Source organism: Qipengyuania sp., from assembly GCF_965277845.1.
Lineage (GTDB): Bacteria > Pseudomonadota > Alphaproteobacteria > Sphingomonadales > Sphingomonadaceae > Qipengyuania.
In genome coordinates, this window is sequence record NZ_OZ255844.1 from 2,083,731 (window position 1) to 2,103,296 (window position 19,566).

20 protein-coding genes are annotated in these 19,566 nt (G+C 65.6%); 4 read left to right on the forward strand and 16 right to left on the reverse strand.

The window, feature by feature from the left end; genetic code table 11:
* Positions 1-7 precede the first annotated feature (7 nt).
* Positions 8-1,228 carry a S8 family serine peptidase gene (locus ACQY4G_RS10235; RefSeq protein ID WP_421990719.1) on the reverse strand — a complete coding sequence of 407 codons (1,221 nt, stop codon included), beginning with the start codon at positions 1,226-1,228 and terminating at the stop codon, positions 8-10.
* A gap of 33 nt (positions 1,229-1,261) precedes the next feature.
* On the opposite strand from ACQY4G_RS10235, the gene ACQY4G_RS10240 reads away from it, so the two are divergent.
* Positions 1,262-1,801 carry a sigma-70 family RNA polymerase sigma factor gene (locus tag ACQY4G_RS10240; RefSeq protein ID WP_425061746.1) on the forward strand — a complete coding sequence of 180 codons (540 nt, stop codon included), beginning with the start codon at positions 1,262-1,264 and terminating at the stop codon, positions 1,799-1,801.
* On the forward strand, positions 1,798-2,490 hold the full coding sequence (locus ACQY4G_RS10245) for an anti-sigma factor family protein (RefSeq protein ID WP_421990723.1): 693 nt from the start codon (positions 1,798-1,800) through the stop codon (positions 2,488-2,490). The genes ACQY4G_RS10240 and ACQY4G_RS10245 overlap by 4 nt, the downstream gene beginning before the upstream one ends.
* A 132-nt stretch (positions 2,491-2,622) precedes the next feature.
* Here ACQY4G_RS10245 and ACQY4G_RS10250 read toward each other — a convergent pair whose 3' ends face one another.
* Together ACQY4G_RS10250 and ACQY4G_RS10255 are read right to left on the reverse strand one after the other, a co-directional pair.
* Positions 2,623-2,967 carry a hypothetical protein gene (locus ACQY4G_RS10250; RefSeq protein ID WP_291170663.1) on the reverse strand — a complete coding sequence of 115 codons (345 nt, stop codon included), beginning with the start codon at positions 2,965-2,967 and terminating at the stop codon, positions 2,623-2,625.
* A gap of 130 nt (positions 2,968-3,097) precedes the next feature.
* Complete coding sequence (locus ACQY4G_RS10255) at positions 3,098-3,394, reverse strand: DCC1-like thiol-disulfide oxidoreductase family protein (RefSeq protein ID WP_421993616.1); 297 nt, start codon at positions 3,392-3,394, stop codon at positions 3,098-3,100.
* A gap of 389 nt (positions 3,395-3,783) precedes the next feature.
* Between ACQY4G_RS10255 and ACQY4G_RS10260 the strand changes: the two genes are divergently transcribed.
* Complete coding sequence (locus ACQY4G_RS10260) at positions 3,784-5,067, forward strand: DUF3422 family protein (RefSeq protein WP_421990725.1); 1,284 nt, start codon at positions 3,784-3,786, stop codon at positions 5,065-5,067.
* A gap of 71 nt (positions 5,068-5,138) precedes the next feature.
* Positions 5,139-5,723 (forward strand): pseudoazurin, encoded by a 585-nt coding sequence (locus tag ACQY4G_RS10265; protein ID WP_421990727.1) that lies wholly within the window; start codon positions 5,139-5,141, stop codon positions 5,721-5,723.
* A gap of 112 nt (positions 5,724-5,835) precedes the next feature.
* Here the strand turns inward: ACQY4G_RS10265 and ACQY4G_RS10270 are convergent, their stop codons facing one another.
* From ACQY4G_RS10270 to bchB, 13 genes are all read right to left on the reverse strand, one after another.
* Positions 5,836-6,039 carry a hypothetical protein gene (locus ACQY4G_RS10270; RefSeq protein WP_067695068.1) on the reverse strand — a complete coding sequence of 68 codons (204 nt, stop codon included), beginning with the start codon at positions 6,037-6,039 and terminating at the stop codon, positions 5,836-5,838.
* 95 nt (positions 6,040-6,134) lie between these two features.
* Positions 6,135-7,355 (reverse strand): 5-aminolevulinate synthase, encoded by a 1,221-nt coding sequence (gene hemA / locus ACQY4G_RS10275; protein WP_291170672.1) that lies wholly within the window; start codon positions 7,353-7,355, stop codon positions 6,135-6,137.
* Positions 7,356-7,357: 2 nt separating this feature from the next.
* The gene (puhE, locus tag ACQY4G_RS10280; RefSeq protein WP_291178808.1) at positions 7,358-8,173 is read right to left on the reverse strand and encodes a putative photosynthetic complex assembly protein PuhE; all 816 of its coding nucleotides are present in this window, start codon (positions 8,171-8,173) and stop codon (positions 7,358-7,360) included.
* Positions 8,167-9,231, reverse strand: a complete 1,065-nt coding sequence (acsF, locus tag ACQY4G_RS10285; RefSeq protein ID WP_421990729.1) for a magnesium-protoporphyrin IX monomethyl ester (oxidative) cyclase — start codon at positions 9,229-9,231, stop codon at positions 8,167-8,169. Before acsF ends, puhE begins: the two co-directional genes overlap by 7 nt.
* Positions 9,228-9,518: a hypothetical protein gene (locus tag ACQY4G_RS10290; RefSeq protein WP_067695083.1), complete on the reverse strand. Its 291-nt coding sequence runs from the start codon at positions 9,516-9,518 to the stop codon at positions 9,228-9,230. The genes acsF and ACQY4G_RS10290 overlap by 4 nt, the downstream gene beginning before the upstream one ends.
* A complete protein-coding gene (gene puhC, locus ACQY4G_RS10295) occupies positions 9,515-9,988 on the reverse strand; it encodes a photosynthetic complex assembly protein PuhC (RefSeq protein ID WP_421990731.1) in 474 nt (157 codons plus the stop codon). The genes ACQY4G_RS10290 and puhC overlap by 4 nt, the downstream gene beginning before the upstream one ends.
* Entirely contained in the window at positions 9,985-10,611 is a 627-nt protein-coding gene (gene puhB / locus ACQY4G_RS10300; RefSeq protein WP_421990733.1) for a photosynthetic complex putative assembly protein PuhB, read from the reverse strand. Before puhB ends, puhC begins: the two co-directional genes overlap by 4 nt.
* Positions 10,608-11,381, reverse strand: coding sequence for a photosynthetic reaction center subunit H (puhA, locus tag ACQY4G_RS10305; protein ID WP_421990735.1), 774 nt, complete (start codon positions 11,379-11,381; stop codon positions 10,608-10,610). The genes puhB and puhA overlap by 4 nt, the downstream gene beginning before the upstream one ends.
* 21 nt (positions 11,382-11,402) lie before the next feature.
* Positions 11,403-12,827, reverse strand: a complete 1,425-nt coding sequence (locus tag ACQY4G_RS10310; RefSeq protein WP_421990737.1) for a BCD family MFS transporter — start codon at positions 12,825-12,827, stop codon at positions 11,403-11,405.
* The gene (bchM, locus tag ACQY4G_RS10315; RefSeq protein ID WP_421993618.1) at positions 12,824-13,525 is read right to left on the reverse strand and encodes a magnesium protoporphyrin IX methyltransferase; all 702 of its coding nucleotides are present in this window, start codon (positions 13,523-13,525) and stop codon (positions 12,824-12,826) included. Before bchM ends, ACQY4G_RS10310 begins: the two co-directional genes overlap by 4 nt.
* Entirely contained in the window at positions 13,525-14,424 is a 900-nt protein-coding gene (gene bchL, locus ACQY4G_RS10320) for a ferredoxin:protochlorophyllide reductase (ATP-dependent) iron-sulfur ATP-binding protein (protein WP_421990739.1), read from the reverse strand. The genes bchM and bchL overlap by 1 nt, the downstream gene beginning before the upstream one ends.
* Positions 14,425-14,433: 9 nt before the next feature.
* Positions 14,434-17,991 (reverse strand): magnesium chelatase subunit H, encoded by a 3,558-nt coding sequence (locus ACQY4G_RS10325; RefSeq protein WP_421990741.1) that lies wholly within the window; start codon positions 17,989-17,991, stop codon positions 14,434-14,436.
* Complete coding sequence (gene bchB / locus ACQY4G_RS10330; protein ID WP_421990743.1) at positions 17,981-19,564, reverse strand: ferredoxin:protochlorophyllide reductase (ATP-dependent) subunit B; 1,584 nt, start codon at positions 19,562-19,564, stop codon at positions 17,981-17,983. Before bchB ends, ACQY4G_RS10325 begins: the two co-directional genes overlap by 11 nt.
* Positions 19,565-19,566 lie beyond the last annotated feature (2 nt).

Below are 19,566 nucleotides of genomic sequence, written 5' to 3' on the forward strand. Positions count from 1 at the left end.
AATTTTTTCAGCGACCCTTGCAGAAGCCACAGACAAGTCCGCGCCCATAAACGGGATCCGCGCCTTTCTTGCCCAGATCCTCGGCTTCGCCATCGAGAGCCGTGCGCCAATTCCGCCCCGCGCCGATCGCCCGCGCCAGCCGCGCGGCGACCAGCGGGGTCGCGAAGGACGTTCCGCGCAGCTTGATCCGCTTGCCCTTCGCGTTGAGCCCACGAATGTCGGCCCCGGGCGCGGCATAGTCGAGATGCAGCGCGCGACCCGCCTCGAGCAGCGCCCGGCGCTTGCCGTCGACCGCGGTCACTGCCACCACGCCGTTATAGCTCGCCGGATAGGCTGGCGGGGCGGCGGGACCATCGTTGCCGACCGCCGCGACCACCACAACGCCGCGCTTGCGCGCCCCTGCAATCGCGCGCTCGAGCACCGGGTTTTTCGGGCCCACGAGGCTGATCGTCACGACGCGGCTGCCTTCGCCCACCAGCCAGCCGAGCCCGCGAGCAATTGCGAGCGCGTTGCCGCCCGCCTTGTCGGTGCCATAGACATCGGCCACGCGGATCGGCCCCGAATGCTGCGAGGCGAGCAGCGAGGCGACCGCGCTGCCGTGATTGCTTGGATAGGGTGCACCTTGCGCAAAACCGCGCGTGGCGGCGACCGGCACCGCTCTGCCCGGTGCGCCATCGATCATGCCCACTGCCGCACCGCGTGTGCCACTGCCCGCGGCTGCAAAGGCAAGCGGTACGGAGCCCGTGTCACCTGACTGGAAGTGGAGATTGTCCGGCGCGATCGTCGCCGAAGGCAGCGCCAGTGATAGGGCCCGCTCGGCCTCGCCCAGGTTCAGTCCCGAGGGTACACGCAGCCGCGTGACGGACATGCCGAGCTCGGGCACCGAAACGGTTTCCAGCACGGCGAATCCAGCCGCACCGGCTTGCGCCAATTGGCCCGCTTCGGCATCGAGCAACAGCAGTTCGCCGCGTCGCGCGGGCTCGCCGCGGGCATCGAGCGCGATCGAATCGCGATGGCGGCGAACCAGCCGGTCGATGTTGCGCAAGCGGTCGCGTGCCAGTTCGCGTGCGGTCCGGCTGGTGCGGTCGAGCGTCTCGTCGGCGAACTCGCCGACCTGTCCCAACACGTCGCCCACGCGCGGAGCCTGCACGCTGGGGAGTGCGACTTGCGCGGCAAGCGGAGCGGCCAGTGCCGCCAAAACCAAGGAAATCAGGGAAATTCTGAGCATCGGTTGCGTTCTTTGTCCCAATTCGCATTAAGCATGGATGAAACGGGTGGGGTCATCCGTTTAATCCACGGAAGGCAGAAGACGCTGAACCCATCGTTCGAGCAGGACTTGCTGGCAATGCTGCCCCGGCTGCGACGTTTCGCAGTCGGCCTGTGCGGCAATCCGGCCGACGGTGACGATCTCTGCCAGATGAGTATCGAGCGCGCGCTCGCCAATCGCGACAAGTGGCAGGATGGCACGCGGCTCGACAGTTGGATGTATCGGATCATGCGCAATCTCTGGATCGACGAAGGCCGGGCGACCACCCGCCGCCGCGAAACATTCGTGGCCGAGGAGGCAGGCTTGTCCGTCGGCGGCGAAGGTGCGCAGGAATCGGCTGTCGAACTGTCGATGGTCGACCGCGCAATGCAGCAATTGCCACCCGACCAGCGCGAAGCCGTGCTGCTGGTGATGGTCGAGGGCTATGCCTACAAGGAGGCGGCCGAGATCGTCGGCTGCCCCGTCGGCACGCTCAATTCGCGGCTCGTGCGCGGGCGCGACGCGCTGCTCGAAATGCTGGGAGAGAAGGCATGACCATCTCGCGCGAAGATATAGCCGCCTATGTCGATGGCGAGCTTTCGAGCGAGCGGGAGGCCAAAGTGGCCGCCGCGGTCGCTGCCGATCCCGAACTGCAGCGCCAGGTCGACGCCCATCGGGCGCTTAAGGCCAGGCTGTCGGGGCACTTCGCACCGATTGCCGAAGAGCCGGTACCCGAGGCGCTGGCAGCACAGCTGGCGCCCAAGCCGGCCGAGGTCGTCGATTTCGCGGTGGCGCGCGAGAAGCGCCAGACGCGGCGCACGCTGCCGCGCTGGAGCTGGATTGCCGGACCGGCGATCGCCGCCACGCTGGCGCTGGCAGTGTTCCTGCCGCGCGGCGGTGCACCCGAAGGCTATGCCGATGCGCAGCTTGCAGGCGTGCTCGACAGCCAGCTCGTGGCCGAACAGCAGCCGGGTGCCGAAACGCGCATCCTGCTCAGCTTCCGCGACGGCGACGGCGATTTCTGTCGCGCCTTCAGCGGCAGCGAGGGCAGTGGGATTGCGTGCCGGGATGCAACGGGCTGGAAGCTCGAAGCGCTGGGCGAAGGCTCCGAAGGTGCCGCAACCGACTATCGCATGGCCGGCGCGAGCGAGGGCGACATTCTCGAGCGCGCCCAGCAGATGGCCGATGGTCCGGCGCTCGATGCCGATGGCGAGGCACAAGCGCGAGCCAGCGGCTGGCGCTGATCCGCGCTGCCTCGTGCGGCAATCCCTGCCATACCCGACAAGAAGAAGGACCGACGCCAGGGAGCGCCGATCCTTCGCGTTTGGCGACCATCCGGGGAGGGACGGGACGGGTCGCCGGGAGGACTGGGGCAATCAGTTCACGATATGAACGGTGCCCTGGCGATAGCCGCGCTTGGCCATGTCGTGGACATAGTCCTCGCGCTCGTGCTTGAGTTCGTGCGCATATTCCGACCAGGCATCGCGCTGGTCTTCGATATCGCTGGCGCGGCGCAGGTCGCTGGTCAGCTCTTTCTGGGCCTCGACCACGTCGATGCGATAATCGAACCACAGGCTGTTCTCGATACCCGCTATGGGGCTGGTGAGGATCAGCTCTTCCTCTGCCCGCGCGACCTGCTCTTCGTAGAGCATGGGGATTGCAGCGCTTGCGGCGCCGGCCATGCCGAGGGCGATCAGCGGGAGGATGGTCTTCGTCTTCATGGCTTTTCTCCTTCATGGCGCAGGCGGTATCCATCGCCTGCTTGAAGGGGAAACGGACCATGCGCCGGCTTTAATCCGACGGTGACGAAAATTTTTAGCGTGCCGCTGAGAGCGAGAGGTATTCGCGTAGTCAGGCGGACCTTCGTACAAGCCAGCGCTGCAATCGCGGCCGGTAGCGCAGGAATGCACCGTATATGCGCTCGAGCATGCGCAGGACGATACGGTTCTTCGCTACGAGGCCAAGCGGTCGCAGCATTGGGATCGCGCGCCACATCGCAGCGAAGGCGGCGGCTCCGGAGAGCAGCTTTCCGTTCTCCCGGGCGTGGAACCGCGCAAGCAGTTCTGCGCGGTCGACGGGGCAGATCGCATTCTCGCCTTCGGCAATATCGACGAAGGCGATGTTGTCGCGGCGGTCGAGGCGGCGCATGATTGCGATCTCGCGCCGGCACAGCGGGCAGGCGCCATCGAACCACACCGTTACGCGATGCGCCTGCGCCACGTTCAGGACAGCGCGTCGATGAATTGGGCGGAGGCCGAAACCGGGAGCCTAGACTGCCGTGATGGCTGCCGCCGCTGGATTAGCTTGCGCATAGAGTTCATCTGGTTGCCCTGAGCATGCGACGCGACCGAAGAACCTAAACGGCAGGCGGCACGGGATGGTTCCGCCCTACCGCCCATTCGCAGATGAAGGTGAACCCCGGCCCGAAACAGAAAGTTAGGCGCAAGGACCGTTCCCGGGATCGTTGCCACGTATCGCCTGTGGGCAGAATCCCTATGTGTTTCCCCGCGGCCCGCGATGATGTAACGCTACGGTCCGTGGAGTTCCTCGAGCATCCCCTGCGCCGCGAGCTGGTGCGCGAAATGCACCTGCGCCGGTTCGCGCCGGTCGCGGCGCCCGCCAGTCTGGTCCAGATGGTTTCGCTCGTCGAGGAGGAACTCCGCGAAGCCGAAACCACCCGGCTCACCGAGCTCGCCCGGACCCATGGTGGCACGTTCGATCCGGAAGCGCGACACGCCATGATCGCGCTGAACGAAAATCTCACCTTTCTGTGGGAGCGGCATACCGAGGCGACCACGCTGACGGTCATTTCGCACGAAGGGCAAAGCAGCGCCTTCGAGGAAGCTTCGAAATGGCTACTCGACTGGCCCGGTGTGGTCGTGCGGGCGACGAAGATTTTCGTCGAGCGCGACGCGAAGCGGGCCCGCAAACTACTGCCCGAAATGGAATTCGAATCCGAAGATCTGGTGTGCTGCGAAGTCAATGCGGGGGTCACCATCTGGTCGGATTTCCGGATTCGCGATGACGGCTTTGGCCGGCTGCTACTGACTGCCGGAGATGCGAGGCCGGGTGAACTGGGGCGGATCATCCAGCGCTTGCAGGAACTCGGCAATTACCGGAACCTCGCCTTGCTGGGACTGCCCGAGGTACGACGGCTGATGCCCGAACTCAGCGAACTGGAGGCGCGCCTTGCCGAGGAATCGGCGCAATTGGGCGAGGACAATCACAGGGGCGATGACCAGCTGCTTAGCGACCTGTCGTTGCTTTCCGCCGAGCTGGCGCGCATCCGCGTGGCCAGCGGATATCGGTTGAGTGCCAGCGGAGCCTATGCCCAAATCGCGATGGACCGGCTCGAAAGCCTCTGCGTTCGCCCGCACGAGGGCTATCAGGACCTGACCGAATTCACCGAAAGACGGCTCGTTCCGGGCATGCGCACTTGCGAGAGCTTTGTCGAAAGGCTGCGGCGGCTGTCAGAACGCAGCGGGGATGCGATCGCCCTGCTCAACACCAGGATCGATACGCGGATCAAAGCGCAGAACCTGGATCTGCTGCGTTCGATGGAAAGCAGCTTCAACCTCCAGCTTCGTTTGCAGAACCTGGTAGAGGCCCTGTCGGTCATCGCCGCAAGCTATTATTTCATTGGGCTCGTAGCCTATGTTCTCAAGGGTGCTTCGGCATTCCCGGACGGTGACAGGATCGATCTTGCGCTTGCGATCGCCACGCCGATCGTCGTCCTGGCGATGTATCTTCTGGTCGGGCAGATCAGAAAACGGGTCATCGGGGAAACCGAAGGTGCCGCAAAGAGTTCTTCCAAGGATTAGGCTGGGATTTGCCCGACAATGCGTCTATGTTCCGGTCGACGAATGGGGAATTGGGTTTAGGAGAGGAATGGATGAGAAAATCTCGTGTTCTTACTGGTGGTTTCGCGCTTGCGTGTCTCGTCGCAACTGCTGGCTGCGGTAGCCGCGCCGACGAAGAACCGGCCGAGCCGGTTGCCGCTCCGGAACCTGCCGCGGCCGAAACCGAAGCCGCGCCTCCTCCCGCTCAGGAGCCGGAAGTCGAGCCGAACGGTAACGTCATCGAAATCCAGATGCTGACCCGCGATCCGGACGGTAGCGGCATGCAGGTGTTCAAGCCGCGCCTGATCACGGCGCAGGTCGGCGACACGATCCGCTTCGTTCCCACCGACCCGACGCACCAGTCGTCATCGATTGCCGGGATGATCCCCGAAGGCACGCGTGGCTGGGAAGGCGAAATCAACCAACCGGTCGAATATGTTGTGCCCAAGCCCGGCATCTACGGCTATCAGTGCGTGCCGCATTATTCGGCGGGCATGATCGGCCTCATCATCGTCGAGGGTGACGGCAAGCTCGATAATCTCGAAGCGGCGCGTGCCGTGTCGCATCCCGGCCTTGCGGGCCGCGAATTCGGCGAGATTTTCGACGAGGCGGAAGCGCAGGGAATGCTCTCGCAGTAACGCGCAAACGCCATTTTATGGATAAGGGCCCGGACTTGCCGCAATCGGCATCTCCGGGCCTTTCTCGTTTCCGCCGGACCTGCCCCCACGGTAAGGGGAGCGAAAGCGGCCTTCAAAGCTTGCTGCGATCGTCCTCGCCGCGCTTTTCTTCGGCTTGCCGGCGCCGCATTTCTTCGGCCGCCTCGCCTTCGGGTGTGTCCATCGGATGGCGGTTCTTTCGCTTGCGCATGAACAGCGCGAAGAGAATGGCCAATATTGCCGCGCCGATGATCAAAGTCATCAGCGAGAGGCCGGGAAGCAGTTCCCCTGTATCCATGGTCTATCTTTCCTTTCGGTCGCAGATTCTCTTGCGGCCTGCTTTTACAACGGGCGGCCGAAGGATGCCGTTCCCGGGTCTGGCGCGAAGCGTGCTCAGGCGGCGGTTGCCATCCGGGCAAGTTCGCACTGCGACCAGATTTCGCTGAGCGCGGTTATCAGCCTGTCGATGTCGCCATCGTCGTGGACGGGTGAGGGGGTCAGCCTCAGTCGCTCGGTGCCCACCGGGACAGTCGGATAGTTGATCGGCTGCACATAGATGCCGTGATTGTCCATCAGCCAGTCGCTGATCCGTTTGCACTTGTGCGCATCGCCCACCATCACCGGGATGATGTGGCTCGGATTGTCGAGATGCGGGATGCCGATCGCATCCAGGCGCCGGCGCACCGTGGCTACCCGGTCGCGCTGCATCATGCGCTCGGCGTCGCTGTGCTTGAGGTGTCTGATACTGGCGCAGGCACCCGCCGCCACTGCGGGGGGCAGGGCGGTGCTGAAGATGAACCCGCTGGCAAAGGTCCGCACGAAATCGACCAGGTCGGCCGAAGCGGCGATATAGCCGCCCATCACGCCGAACGCCTTGCCCAGCGTGCCTTCGATTACGGTGATCCGGTCCATCAGCCCTTCGCGTTCGGCCACACCGCCGCCCCGCGGGCCGTAAAGACCGACCGCGTGGACCTCGTCGATATAGCTCATCGCGCCATGCTTCTCGCACACGTCGAGGATCTCGGCGATCGGGGCGATGTCGCCATCCATCGAATAGACGCTTTCGAACGCCACCAGCTTGGGCACATCGGGTCCGAAATCGGACAGCTTGCGGTCGAGGTCCTCGGGATCGTTGTGCGTCCAGATCTTGTAGTCGCAGCGTGAATGCCGAATGCCCTCGATCATCGAGGCATGGTTGAGCGCATCGGAAAACACCACGCAGCCGGGGATCTTGTTCGCCAGAGTGCCGAGACCCGCCCAGTTCGAGACATAGCCCGAGGTAAACAGCAGCGCGGCTTCCTTGCCGTGCAGATCGGCCAGTTCGCGTTCGAGCAGAACGTGGTGGTGGTTGGTGCCCGAGATATTGCGCGTGCCGCCCGCCCCGGCGCCGCATTCGTCGAGCGTTTCGTGCATCGCCTGGAGCACCACCGGGTGCTGGCCCATGCCGAGATAGTCGTTCGAGCACCACACTGTGACGGCCTGCGTTTCCTGGCCGATAAAGCGGGTGGCTTTGGGAAAAGAGCCGCGATGGCGCTTGATGTCGGTAAAGACGCGGTAGCGACCTTCCTCGCGAACGCCGTCGAGTTGCTGCTCGAAAAAGGCATCGAAATCCATGGTCAGGTCACTCCGTTTTCAATAGCGGTGTTCACGCTGGTGGCGGCAGATTTGCGGGTCGGCAGCGCCCAGCCCCACAGGGCGCCGTCGCGCAGGGGAAGCGCGAAGAACAGATGTTCGATCACGCCCAGGGCGGCGAGCGCGAACAGCAGGCTTGCGCCCACCATCTGCGCGCTGCCTGCTTCTGCCGCCATCGCCTGCCAGCCGAGCCAGGCCGCAAGCGCGACGCTTGCCGCCAGCGTCGCCGCCAGCAGCAGGGTAAAGCGATTGGGACCGAAATAGCTGGTCAGATAGCCGAGGTGGGGCGGCAGGATATCGGTGCTGGCATTGGGTACGCCGACGAACATGTTCAGCTTGGCGCTGAGCCTCAGCGCGAACAGAAGCACGAATACGATAGCGCCGATCTGATTGGGCGCGCTCCACGTCAATGCGATCAGCAGCAGCGCGGTGAGCGCCAGCGCGATCTCGTGATGCAGCACTGCGGCGCTGGCATGCGCGAACCGTCCCAGTCCCGAAGCATCGGGAGGGCAGGGCGTCCGGCGCGGCCCGGCGACAGCGCCGGTCAGGAAGGCCAGTTCGTGCCACGACCAGACCAGCAGCGCTCCGACGAAGGACAGATAGACCGCTCCGACCGATACCGACTGCGCCGCGGCAAGAATGGCGACGAGGCCGGCAACCCCGGCCAGCCCGCCCAGCGCGAGGCTGCGCGGGAAGGTCGCCCGGTCGCGATTGTCGAGCCAGGCGATGAGGCCGGTGGCGAAGAACCAGATCGCGACGGTGACGATCACCGGGAGGACATGGCCGGACCAGCTTACCATGCGGGTTGCAGCCTGACACTCTGGGGCAGGTCGTTGCTCCGCGCGCGGTGGAAGTACATGCCGGCAAAGGCGCGGGCGCAGCCCAGCGCGCCGCTCACGCGCTGCGCGAGCCCCGCAACGCCGCCGCGCCGCTTGCCCGCTTCCATCCGGCGGCTGGCGGCGAGCAGGCGATCCATCTTGGCGCGGAAGGCCGGATCGTCGGTATCGATTTCGACCGGAAAGACCTGGCGGCTGATCTGCGAGCAGATCGAGAACACCTGGTAGTCGTATTCGGTCGGATCGAGCCCGAGTGCCTTGTGGAATGCGGGTCGCGCATGATCGCGGACATACATGGTCGCGTAGACGGAAAGGATGAAGAACCGCACCCACAGCTTGTTGAGGCCGGTCAGCAGCTTGGGATCGGACCGCATCAGCATGGCGAAGGCTTCGCCATGGCGGAACTCGTCGTTGCACCATTCCTTGAACCACTGGAAGATCGGGTGGAAGCGTAAGTCGGGCCGCCGCTCGAGCTGGCGGTAGATCGTGATGTAGCGCGAATAGCCGATCTTCTCCGACAGGTAGACCGCGTAAAAGATGAATTTCGGCTTGAAGAACGTGTATTTCTTGGTCCGCGTGAGGAAACCCAGATCGATCCCGATGCCCGCATCCTTCAGCGTATCGTTGATGAAGCCGGCATGGCGGCTCTCGTCGCGTGCGAGCAGCTTGAACAGCTGTTTTACATCGGGATTCTTCGAACGCTTGGCGATTTCGGCATAGAGCACGCAGCCGGAGAATTCGGCCGTCAGCGAGCTGACGAGAAAATCGATGAACTCGGCGCGCAGTTCGGGTTCGAGCGAATTGATGATCCCATCGAAGCTCGCATCGCGCTTGAAATGCTTCTTGTTCGGGTCGCTGACCATCTCGGCGATCAGCGCGTCCCATTCGCTGCGCACCGGCGATACGTCGATCGCGTCGAGCTTGGCGAAATCGGTGGTGTAGAAACGCGGGCTGAGCACCGTGTCTTCCTGCGCCATCGCCATGGTGTCGGGCTTCGCTGCGATTGCAGTATGGGCGTTCATTTCAGGCTCCCGGGGTTGAAACTCACTTCGTAGAGTTCGGCGAAATCGAAATAGGCGGCGATCCTGGTCCAGGCGCGTGTCAGCGGGCCGGCGCGGGTGACAGTGGCCATGCGGTCGAAACTGGCCCGCTCGCCGAACGCGATCTGGATCGGTGCGCCGTGCACATGCACGCTGTCTCCCGGATAGATCGCGACGTCGCCCTCGAGCTCGACATGAGCATGGAAATGCTCGTCGCTTTGCTCGATCGCGATGTGGCAGGGGGTATCGAATCTGGTGCGGCCGATCATGCGCTGTTCCTTTCGAGCAGGACGGCAAAAGACGCGCGATTGTCGGGCCCGAAGGATCCCAGTTCGACGCTATTGCCGGTTTCGCTGTCGCTGAGAGACAGCGTCCCGTTGTCCCATTGGGTGAGTACGAAGGGCGTCTCCGCACCGATGCCCTTGCTGCGCCGGACATGCACCAGGCTACGCAAGGTCGTCCGGATGAAGCCGCCCGTTCCGGGTGCGATCGACGAGACGAGTGCGCCGGTTTCCGCATCCTCGATCCGTACACCGCCGTCGCGTTCGTCGTGGAAATACAGTTTGCGTTCGGCAACCGCCTCGACCCCGGCGGCCGCGCGCGCTTCGCTGGGCACCGCGTCCTTGGCGATGAAGCCGAAACTGGCCGCCGAGGCGAGGGCGACCGTGAACAGGACGAGCAAGGCGATCATCACCAGCGGTTCCCTGGGGATCGCGTCGAGATGGGCGTGCCCGCTCATGCCAGCGCCTCCTTGCCGCCGGTCGGTGCCGGTGCGGAAGACTTGCGATCACGCGGTTCGGCAAGGGCGATGTCGCGATGGGCGGCGGTCGCTTCGGCGAGCTTGCGCGCGACATCGGCGACCTCGGGCAGCGCACGCAGCATCGGCTGCGGGCGTGCGAAACGCAGCGGCCGCGCGTGCGGCCACAGCATGGCGTAGCCCAGGCTCCGGCCCTCGGTCGGCTCGAGCGCGATATCGCCGAAGCCCGCGCCGCGGTCGGTCAGGTGCGCGGCCCCGATCCGCTTGAGAGGCAGGTTGACCGATTTCTCGATCGCCATGCCGATGTTGAGGATCAACCGGCGATCGGTGAGGATGTAGGTCGTAGTGCGCCTGGCCAGCCAGGTAAAGCTATAGAGCAGGCCCATGGTCACCAGGCCCGCGAGACCGGTGAGCAACGCCCCGCCGATGCTGCCCAAGGCCAGTGCGATGGCAATGAGGACGAGGAAGTAGGCCCCCACGGCGCGCGTGTGAAAGGCTGTGCGTGCAAGCGTCCCGAGGTCGGGCTTGCCCTGCCAGAGGATTTTCTCGTCGCTCTGCGGTGTCCCCAGCGTGGGGATCTGCGACATCGAATGCTGGTTGCTCATATGATCGGCTCCTGTCGCCGGGGATCGGCATAGAGGTAGCCGCCGCCGAAATAGGCGACGATGCGCTCCTCCTCGTTCAGCGTGATCTGCCCCGGGGTGATCGGCTTGGGCACGTTGGCGAACTGCGCCGCGGTAATTGCATCGATTTCGATCAGGCCCTTGCCCCTGCGGATCTTCGCCATTGCCATCGGCGCAAGCACCTGGCCGGCGCCATCGGTCGCGATCTCGAGATAGCGGATGTGGTGCTCGGACATGTCGACCCACGCCTCGGTCACCGTGCCGGCGGTCTCGCCGTCGGCGCCGATCACCGTCATGCCGACCGGATTGGGATCGCGCGGCGAAACGCTGACGTGATCCGTGCTGCTCAGCGGCACGATGCGCGGCTTGCCGCTGGCGGTAAGGTCGGGCGTGTGCATCCGCTCCGCCCAGGCGGCCGGGCCGAGCCCGTCGGCGAAGGGATCGCCGGTGGGCACATAGGGTGCCCCGTTCGATCCGAAGGCGCGCTTCGCGGGCAGGTCGACCCGTTCGCGCCGCTCGCCATCGGGCGAAACCGTGCCCTGGCCGTGCGGCAGGTCGAAGGTCTTGGGGGCCGCGCGGCTCAGCGGCCCGCCCATCGTGTCGGGCATGCCGGTGTCTTCGGTTTCGGTGGGATAGCCCTCGCGCCGATCCTCGCGGCGCAGATAGAACACCAGGGCGATAAAGAAGAGGACGAACGCGTAGAAAACCAGCTGCGTCACGTCCAGCGTGCCTACGATTTTGACGTCATCCATCACACTCTCCTTGGCAGGCAATCATGTCGGGAACTCGCGCAGGCCGAAGGGCCCGGTGGCGACAAAGGCGCGCTCGCGGTTCTGGTTCACCAGCGGGCCGAGCGCGACGAGGCCCGCGAGAAGTAAGAGAATTTCGATGCCGTAGACTGCGGCATATCCGGTCGCCGGGCTGCCCAGCGCGCCACCGAAGAGGCCGCCGGCAGCGAGGCTGGAGACCAGATCGCGCAGCGCGCCGCCTAGCGCGATGGCGAGCCCGGCGCAGCTCGCCTGGACCGCGCCCCATGCGCCGAGCGCCAGTCCAGCGCCTTCGTCCCGGGCGAGGCCCATCGCCTCGATCAGCGTGCCGACCGAGAACAGGCCGAGGCCGAGGCCGATGGCGCAGGCCCCCGCGAAGAGCAGCGCGACCGACTGGAACGGCGCGGCAAAGAGGATCATGAGGAAGGCGGAAACGCCCACGACCAGCCCGTTCCCGGCAAGGCGAAGCGGATCGCCGCCGCGGGCGAGCGAACGTCCGGACAGCGCGAAACCGGCCAGCGCACCCGCCGCCCAGGCACCCGTAAGCGCCGTGGTCGCACCGACCGACAGCGCGAGGATCTCGCCGCCATAGGGCTCGAGCAGCGCATCCTGCATGGCAAAGCCCGCCGCGCCGATTCCGATCGCCGCGAGCAGCCGTGCGGTGCGTCCCTGCGCCACGAAGCCGCGCCACAATTCGGCGAAGCGCGGGGTAGTGTCGGAGGGTGGGGGAAGCGCCGCCCCGCGCGCTTCCTGCTTCCACAGCGCAACGAGGTTGAGCGCGAAGGTCAGCACGGCGGCGCCCTGGATCACCTGCACCAGCCGGGTGGGCGAGAAATCGGCCAGCAGCGCGCCCATGGCGAGCGCGGCCACCATCGTACCGAGGAGCAGCATCACATAGAGCAGCGCGACCGCGCGCGGGCGCTTGTCCTCGGGCGCGAGGTCGGTCGCCAGCGCAAGGCCCGCGGTCTGCGTCATGTGCATGCCTGCACCGGTCAGGAGGAAGGCGAGCATGCTTGCGACCACGCCGAGCGAGACATCCTCGGGCCGCCCCAGCAGCAGCAGCGCGAAGGGCATGATCGCCAGACCGCCGAACTGCATCAGCGTGCCGAACCAGATGAAGGGCACGCGGCGCCAGCCGAGCACCGAGCGGTGTGTGTCCGAGCGATGGCCGATCAAGGCACGGAAGGGCGCGACCAGCAGCGGGATCGCAATCATCAGGGCAACCAGCCAGGCGGGGATCGAAAGTTCGACGATCATCACCCGGTTGAGCGTGCCGTTGAGCAGCACTGCCGCCATGCCCACACTGACCTGGAACAGCGCAAGCCGCAGCAGGCGGCCCAGCGGCAAATCCGCGCTCGCCGCGTCGGCGAAGGGCAGCCAGGCCGTGGCTACCTTCGTCCAGCGAGAGGCAAGGCGGACCGGTTCGGTCATCGGCGCACCAGCTCCATGGCTTGCGAAGTGTAAAATCCGCTCGAAATCCGCTCGCATCGGCCGATGCGCCAGTCGCGTAGCTCACTTAGCCGGCGGCGCAGCTGCGCTTCCCTGACCGGCACAATCGCGGGCGAACGATTGCCGCGTGGGAACAGCTTGCCGACAAGATGCATCGCGCCGAGCAATGGCGAGTGCGGCGCGAAGGTGAAGACCATCGATCCGTGGCAGCGGCGCCCGAGCGCATCTAGCGTTTCGACAATGTCGCCGGCGCGGTAGTGGATCAGCGAATCCATCGCGGCGATGTGATCGAATTCGCCCAGGCCAGGATCGAGCATGTCGCCGACATGCCAGTCGATCGTGCCATGACCGAGGAAACTCGGAGCCCGCTCACGTGCGATGTCGACCAGGCCGCCAGCGATATCGACCGCGACCACTTTCGCTCCGCGACAGGCCGTCTCCACGCTCAGCGCGCCGGTGCCGCAGCCCGCGTCCAGCACGCGCTGGCGCCGCAAGTCGTCGGGCAGCCAGTCGAGCAATTGCGCGCGCATGGCGTCGCGTCCTGCACGAACCGTGGCGCGGATACCGCTGACCTTGGCGTCGGAGGTGAGGTCGATCCACGCCTTGCGTGCGGTGCCGTCGAAATAGGCGGCGAGCTTTTCGCGCTGTGCGTCGTAACGGGTGGGTGCATGGGTAGCCATCATTCGAACCCCAGGAAATCGAAGATATCGCGGTCTTTCATCGGACTGGCCTCCAGCGGATCGACCCCGTCCCACAGCATCTGCGCCAACCGCAGGTATTCAGCCTGCGCCTCTGCCACGCCCTCTTCGGCCGCATTCATTTCGAAGAGGGTGCATTTCTTCAGCCGACTGCGCCGAATCGCGTCGACATCGCGGAAATGGGCCAGCCGTTCGAGGCCGGTCGCCTTGGCGAAGCGGTCGATTTCGTCGGTCTCGCGGCTGCGGTTGGCGATCACACCCGCCAACCGAACGTCGTAATTCTTGGCCTTGGCATTGATGGCGGCGGCGATGCGATTCATTGCGAAAATGCTGTCGAAATCGTTGGCTGCGACCACCAGCGCGCGCTCGGCATGCTGGAGTGGCGCGGCGAACCCGCCGCACACTACGTCGCCCAGCACGTCGAAGATCACCACATCGGTATCTTCGAGCAAATGGTGCTGCTTGAGCAGTTTCACCGTCTGGCCGACGACATAGCCGCCGCAGCCGGTACCCGCCGGCGGGCCGCCTGCCTCTACGCACATGACGCCGTTGAAGCCTTCGAACATATAGTCCTCGGGCCTCAGTTCTTCCGAATGGAATTCGACCGTTTCGAGCACGTCGATGACGGTCGGCATCAGCTTCTTGGTGAGGGTGAAGGTGCTGTCGTGCTTGGGATCGCAGCCGATCTGCAGCACGCGGTGGCCGAGCTTGGAGAAGGCCGCCGAAAGGTTGGAGGATGTGGTCGACTTGCCGATCCCACCCTTGCCGTAGACGGCGAAGACCTTGGCCCCCTTGATCGCGTCGCGCGGGTCGAGTTGCACCTGCACGCTGCCCTCGCCGTCGGGGGGAGTGAATTTGGCCTTGGGGTCGATCAGGTTCATGTCACTTCCTCATTCGGCTGCCACCACGCCTTCGAGCCGATCTTCCAGATCGTTGCTCGCGGCATGCAGCGCGGCCAGTGTGTCTTCGTCGGGTTGCCACAGCTCGCGGTCGCAGGCTTCGAGCAGGCGGCTGGCGACGCGGGCGGAACTCTTGGGGTTGAGGCGCGAAAGCCGCTCGCGCATTGCGGGGTCGAGCACGAAGGTCTCGCTGATCTGCTGGTAGACCCAGGGGGCGACCTGGCCGGTGGTGGCCGACCAGCCCATCGTGTTGGTCACGTGCCCTTCGATATGCCGCACGCCTTCGAAACCGTGCTTGAGCATGCCCTCGAACCACTTGGGGTTGAGCGTGCGGGTACGCGTCTCCAGATCGATCTGCTCGGCCAGTGTGCGGACCTTGGCGGCACCCTGCGTCGCATCGAGGATATAGACAGGGGCGTCCTTGCCACCCTTGGCCCGGGCGATCGAGCGGCTGATCCCGCCAAGCCCGTCGACATACTGATCGAGATCGGTAATCCCGACCTCGACGCTTTCGAGGTTCTGATAGGCGAAATCGACGCCCGCCAGCGCGCTTTCGAGCAGTTCGCGGCGCTGCACCGGCGCGCCCTTGACGCCATAGGCGAAGCCCTTGTGCGTCTCGAAGGCATTGGCCAGCTCGTCCGGGTCGGTCCACACGCCACCATCGATCAGCTGGTTGACGTTTGCGCCATAGGCCCCTTCCGCATTGGAGAAGACGCGCAGGGACGCGGTTTCCAGATCGAAGCCCTGCGCCTGCGCATGCGCGAGGCTGTGCTTGCGCACGAAGTTTTGTTCCACCGGCTCGTCGGCGCTGGTGGCGAGCCAGGCGGCTTCGGCCAGCATGCGCGTCTGCAGCGGAAGCAGGTCGCGGAATATGCCCGACAATGTGGCGACCACGTCGATCCGCGGGCGGCCCAGTTCCTCGAGCGGGATCAGTTCGGCCCCGGCAAGACGGCCGTATCCGTCGAGCCGCGGGCGCGCGCCGATCAGCGCCAGCGCCTGCGCGAGCTGGACGCCTTCGCTCTTCATGTTGTCGGTGCCCCACAGCACCATGGCGAGGCTTTCGGGATAATCCGCCTCCTCGCCCGCACGGTGGCGCGCGAGCAATTGTTCCGCCTGCCGCGCGCCTTCTGCGACAGCAAACGCACTCGGGATGCGGAACGGGTCGAAGCCGTGGATATTGCGCCCCGTCGGCAGGACTTTCGGATTCCGCAGGACGTCGCCACCGGGGGCGGGTTTCACGTAACGTCCGTCGAGCGCGTGGATCAACGCGCCCAGCTCGTCATTGGCGGCGAGCAGGGCATCGACCTTGTCGCGGTCTGTCTCGGGATCGGCTTCGACCATTGCATCGAGGAAGGCCTCGCGCTCCTCGCCTTCGGGCGCGGCGCCAAACACGTGCAGGCCATGCGGGATAAGTGCGCGTTCGAGCTCGTAGAGCCGCCCGGCAAGATCGCCGATGTCGCCCATGTCGATGTCGAGCGTGTCGCATTGCTCGGCGATCATCGTCTCTAGCGCGGTGCGTTCATCGGCCTCGCCTTCGTCGCCGCGGGTACCGCGCCATCGCTCGACCAGTGCCTTCAGGTCGGCGAAACCCTTGTAGAGCCCGGCTTCGGCGAGCGTCGGGGTGAGGTAGCTGATCAGCGTCGCGCTTGCCCGGCGTTTGGCGAGGATGCCTTCGGACGGGTTGTTGGCAGCATAGAGGTTGAAATTGGGCAGGTCGCCCAGCAGCCGCTCGGGCCAGCATTCGCCCGACAGGCCGGCTTGCTTTCCGGGCATGAATTCGAGCGCGCCATGCGTGCCGAAATGCACCACCGCATCGGCGCCGAAGTCCTGCCGAATCCAGCGATAGAAGGCGGCAAAGGCGTGGGTCGGGGCGAAGTCGCCCTCGAACAGCAGCCGCATCGGATCGCCCTCGTATCCGAAGGCGGGTTGCACGCCGACGAAGACATTGCCGAACCGGGCGCCGTAGACGTGGATCGTGCTGCCGTCGGATTGCTGGCGGCCGGGGGCGGGGCCCCATTGCGCTTCGATCTGCGCCAGGTGCGGTTCGGCGCGGACATGCGCATCCGCCGGTATCCGCGCGGCAACATTGGCGTCGGCGCCGAAACGCTCGGCATTGCCGGCGAGGATCGCCTCGCGCAGCGCTTCGACGCTGTCGGGGACTTCGACCTCGTAGCCTTCGGCAGCAAGCCGGGCGAGCGTCGCGTGGAGCGACTCGTAAACCGCGAGATGCGCGGCGGTGCCGGTCGCACCCGCATTGGGCGGGAAATTGAACAGTACGATCGCGAGCTTACGCTGCGCGCGCTGGGCCTTGCGCAGCGCGATCAGCCGTGAGGTCTTCGTCGCCAGCGCCTGCGCGCGTTCGGGATGGCAGCGCATCGCCCGGATGCCGTCCTCCGCGTTCTCGCTGCGTCCGCCGAAGACGCTCGGGCAGATCGCGCCGTCGAGTTCGGGGATGGCGACCATCATCGTCGCTTCGATCGGCAGCAGGCCGAGCTTGCCATCGTGCCACTGCTCGAGCGGCTGGAACTCGATTGGATGCGCGGCGATATAGGGCAGGTCGAGCTGGCCGAGCACCTCCACGGCCGCCTCGGTGTCGTTGTAGGCCGGGCCGCCGACCAACGAGAAGCCGGTGAGGTTGACCACCGCATCGACCGTCGGCTTGCCGTCGCGCATGAAGAATTTCTCGATCGCCGGCCGTGCATCGAGGCCGCTGGCAAAGGCGGGGATCACCTTGAGGCCAGCCGCTTCCATCGCCGCGATCACGCCATCGTAATGCGCGGCATCGCGGCCCAGCACGTAGGATCGCAGCAGGATCAGTCCCACGGTGCCATTGGCGCCGCCGCGGCGCGGCAACAGGCGCAGGCTCTCCGACATGCGCTGGCGCGCGCGGGGGTGATAGACGCCCAGTTCGGGATAGTCCTGCGGCGGCTCGGCCGGGGTCGAACCGCGCCGCTCGGCGCGCTCGCCCGCGGCATAGCGGTCGACCAGCGCGCGGACCATCTGGACGACATTCTCGTCCGATCCGGCCAGCCAGTATTGCAGGGTGAGGAAATAGGCGCGCACATCCTGTGCGGTGCCGGGGATGAAACGCAGGATCTTGGGCAGGCGGCGCAGCATGCGCATCTGCTTCGCGCCCGAACTGGTGCCCGGCTTCTTCGAGCCGCGCAGCTTCTTGAGCAGCGCCATCGGGCCCTTCGCGGGCGCATCCATGCGATAGCCGCCCATCCGCGTCAGCTTGACGATCTCGCCCGCCGACATCAGCCCGAGCATCGCGTCGCACTGCTCGCGGCGCGCCTCCAGTGCGGGACGGATCGCGCGGACGTGATCGTCGAGGAACAGCATGGAGGCGACGACGATGTCGGCGCGCGCGACGTCCGCCTCGGCCCGCGCCAGCGCACCGGGATCGCGATCCCAGTCGGACGCGGCGTGGAGCACGAGGTCGATCTTTTCGTGCGCCAGGCTCTCTCCGGCGCGTTCGACCGCCCCCTGGAGGTGGTTGTCCAGCGTCACGATGACGACGCGGACCGGAGGGAGCGCGCTACCGAGCATAATGCGCCTTCGCATCGTAGAGCGTGTCGAGATCGATCCGCGCGCGACCTTCGTTGGCGGCGAACAATTCGGTGTTCCGCCGCGCCTTGCCGCGTACGAAGAAGGGAATCTTCTTCAACTCGCGCTCGGCCTCGTCGGTCCACAACCCCGCACCGCCGTTCGTTTCGAGCGTAGTCGAGAGACCTTGCCCTGACGCATCCTCGCCGGTCTCGACTTCGCTCGACACGACCGGGGCGCGATGTTGCGGCGCATGCGCGTGAAGATGCGAAGCCCCCGCCTCGTCGGCGAATTCGAAATCTTCGCGGAACATCGTCAGCAGGTGCTCTTCGAGGCCCATCACCAGCGGATGCACCCAGGTATCGAAGATTACGTTCGCACCCTCGAACCCCATTTGCGGCGAGTGGCGCGCGGGGAAGTCCTGCACATGCACGGGGGAGGAGATTACCGCGCAGGGCAGGCCGAGGCGCTTGGCGATATGGCGCTCCATTTGCGTGCCCAGCACCAATTCGGGCTGCGCTGCGGCGATCGCCTCCTCGACTGCGAGATGGTCGTCGGTGATGAGCGGTTCGACGCCGTAGACCGTGGCTGCGGCGCGCACCTCGCGTGCGAATTCGCGGTTGTAGCAGCCGAGGCCGCAGACTTCGAAGCCCAACTCCTCGCTGGCGACGCGCGCGGCGGCCACCGCATGGGTCGCGTCGCCGAAGATGAAGACGCGTTTCCCGGTGAGGTAGGTCGAATCGACCGAGCGGCTCCACCACGGCATGCGCGAGGTGTCGTTGTCCAGTGCCGGCTGGGGATCGACCCCAGCCAGTTCGGCGACCTCGTGGATGAACTGGCGGGTCGCCCCAACGCCGATCGGCACGGTGCGGATAGCAGGCTGGCCGAAGGTCCGCTCGAGCCAGCGCGCCGCCTCTTCGCCGGTTTCGGGATAGAGCACGATGTTGAAATCCGCCGCGCCGATCCGTGCGATATCCGCCGGGGATGCATCGAGCGGGGCAACCAGATTGACCTCGATACCGAGCGTGTCGAGCAGCGCCCGGATTTCACGCACATCGTCGCGATGGCGAAAGCCGAGCGCTGTCGGGCCGAGAATGTTTACGAGAGCGACATCGCCCTGGCGCGGTTCCACCTCGCTATCGGCAAGATGGCGCACGATCTGGTAAAAGGTTTCGGCCGCGCCCCAGTTCTCCTTGCGCTGGTAACTGGGCAGTTCGAGCGGGACGACCGGGCAGGGCAGCTGCATGTTCTCGGCCAGGCCCGCCGGATCGTCCTGGATCAGCTCGGCGGTACACGAGGCGCCGACCAGCATCGCCTGCGGCCGGAAACGCTCGAGCGCATCGCGCGCGGCATCCTGAAACAGCTGCGCAGTATCCTTGCCCAGATCGCGCGCCTGGAAGGTCGTGTAGGTGACCGGCGGGCGCTTGTTCCGGCGCTCGATCATGGTGAAGAGCAGGTCGGCATAGGTATCGCCCTGCGGCGCGTGGAGCAGGTAGTGGACGCCTTCCATCGCGGTCGCGACGCGCATTGCGCCGACATGCGGGGGGCCTTCATATGTCCAGACCGCCAGCTGCACCG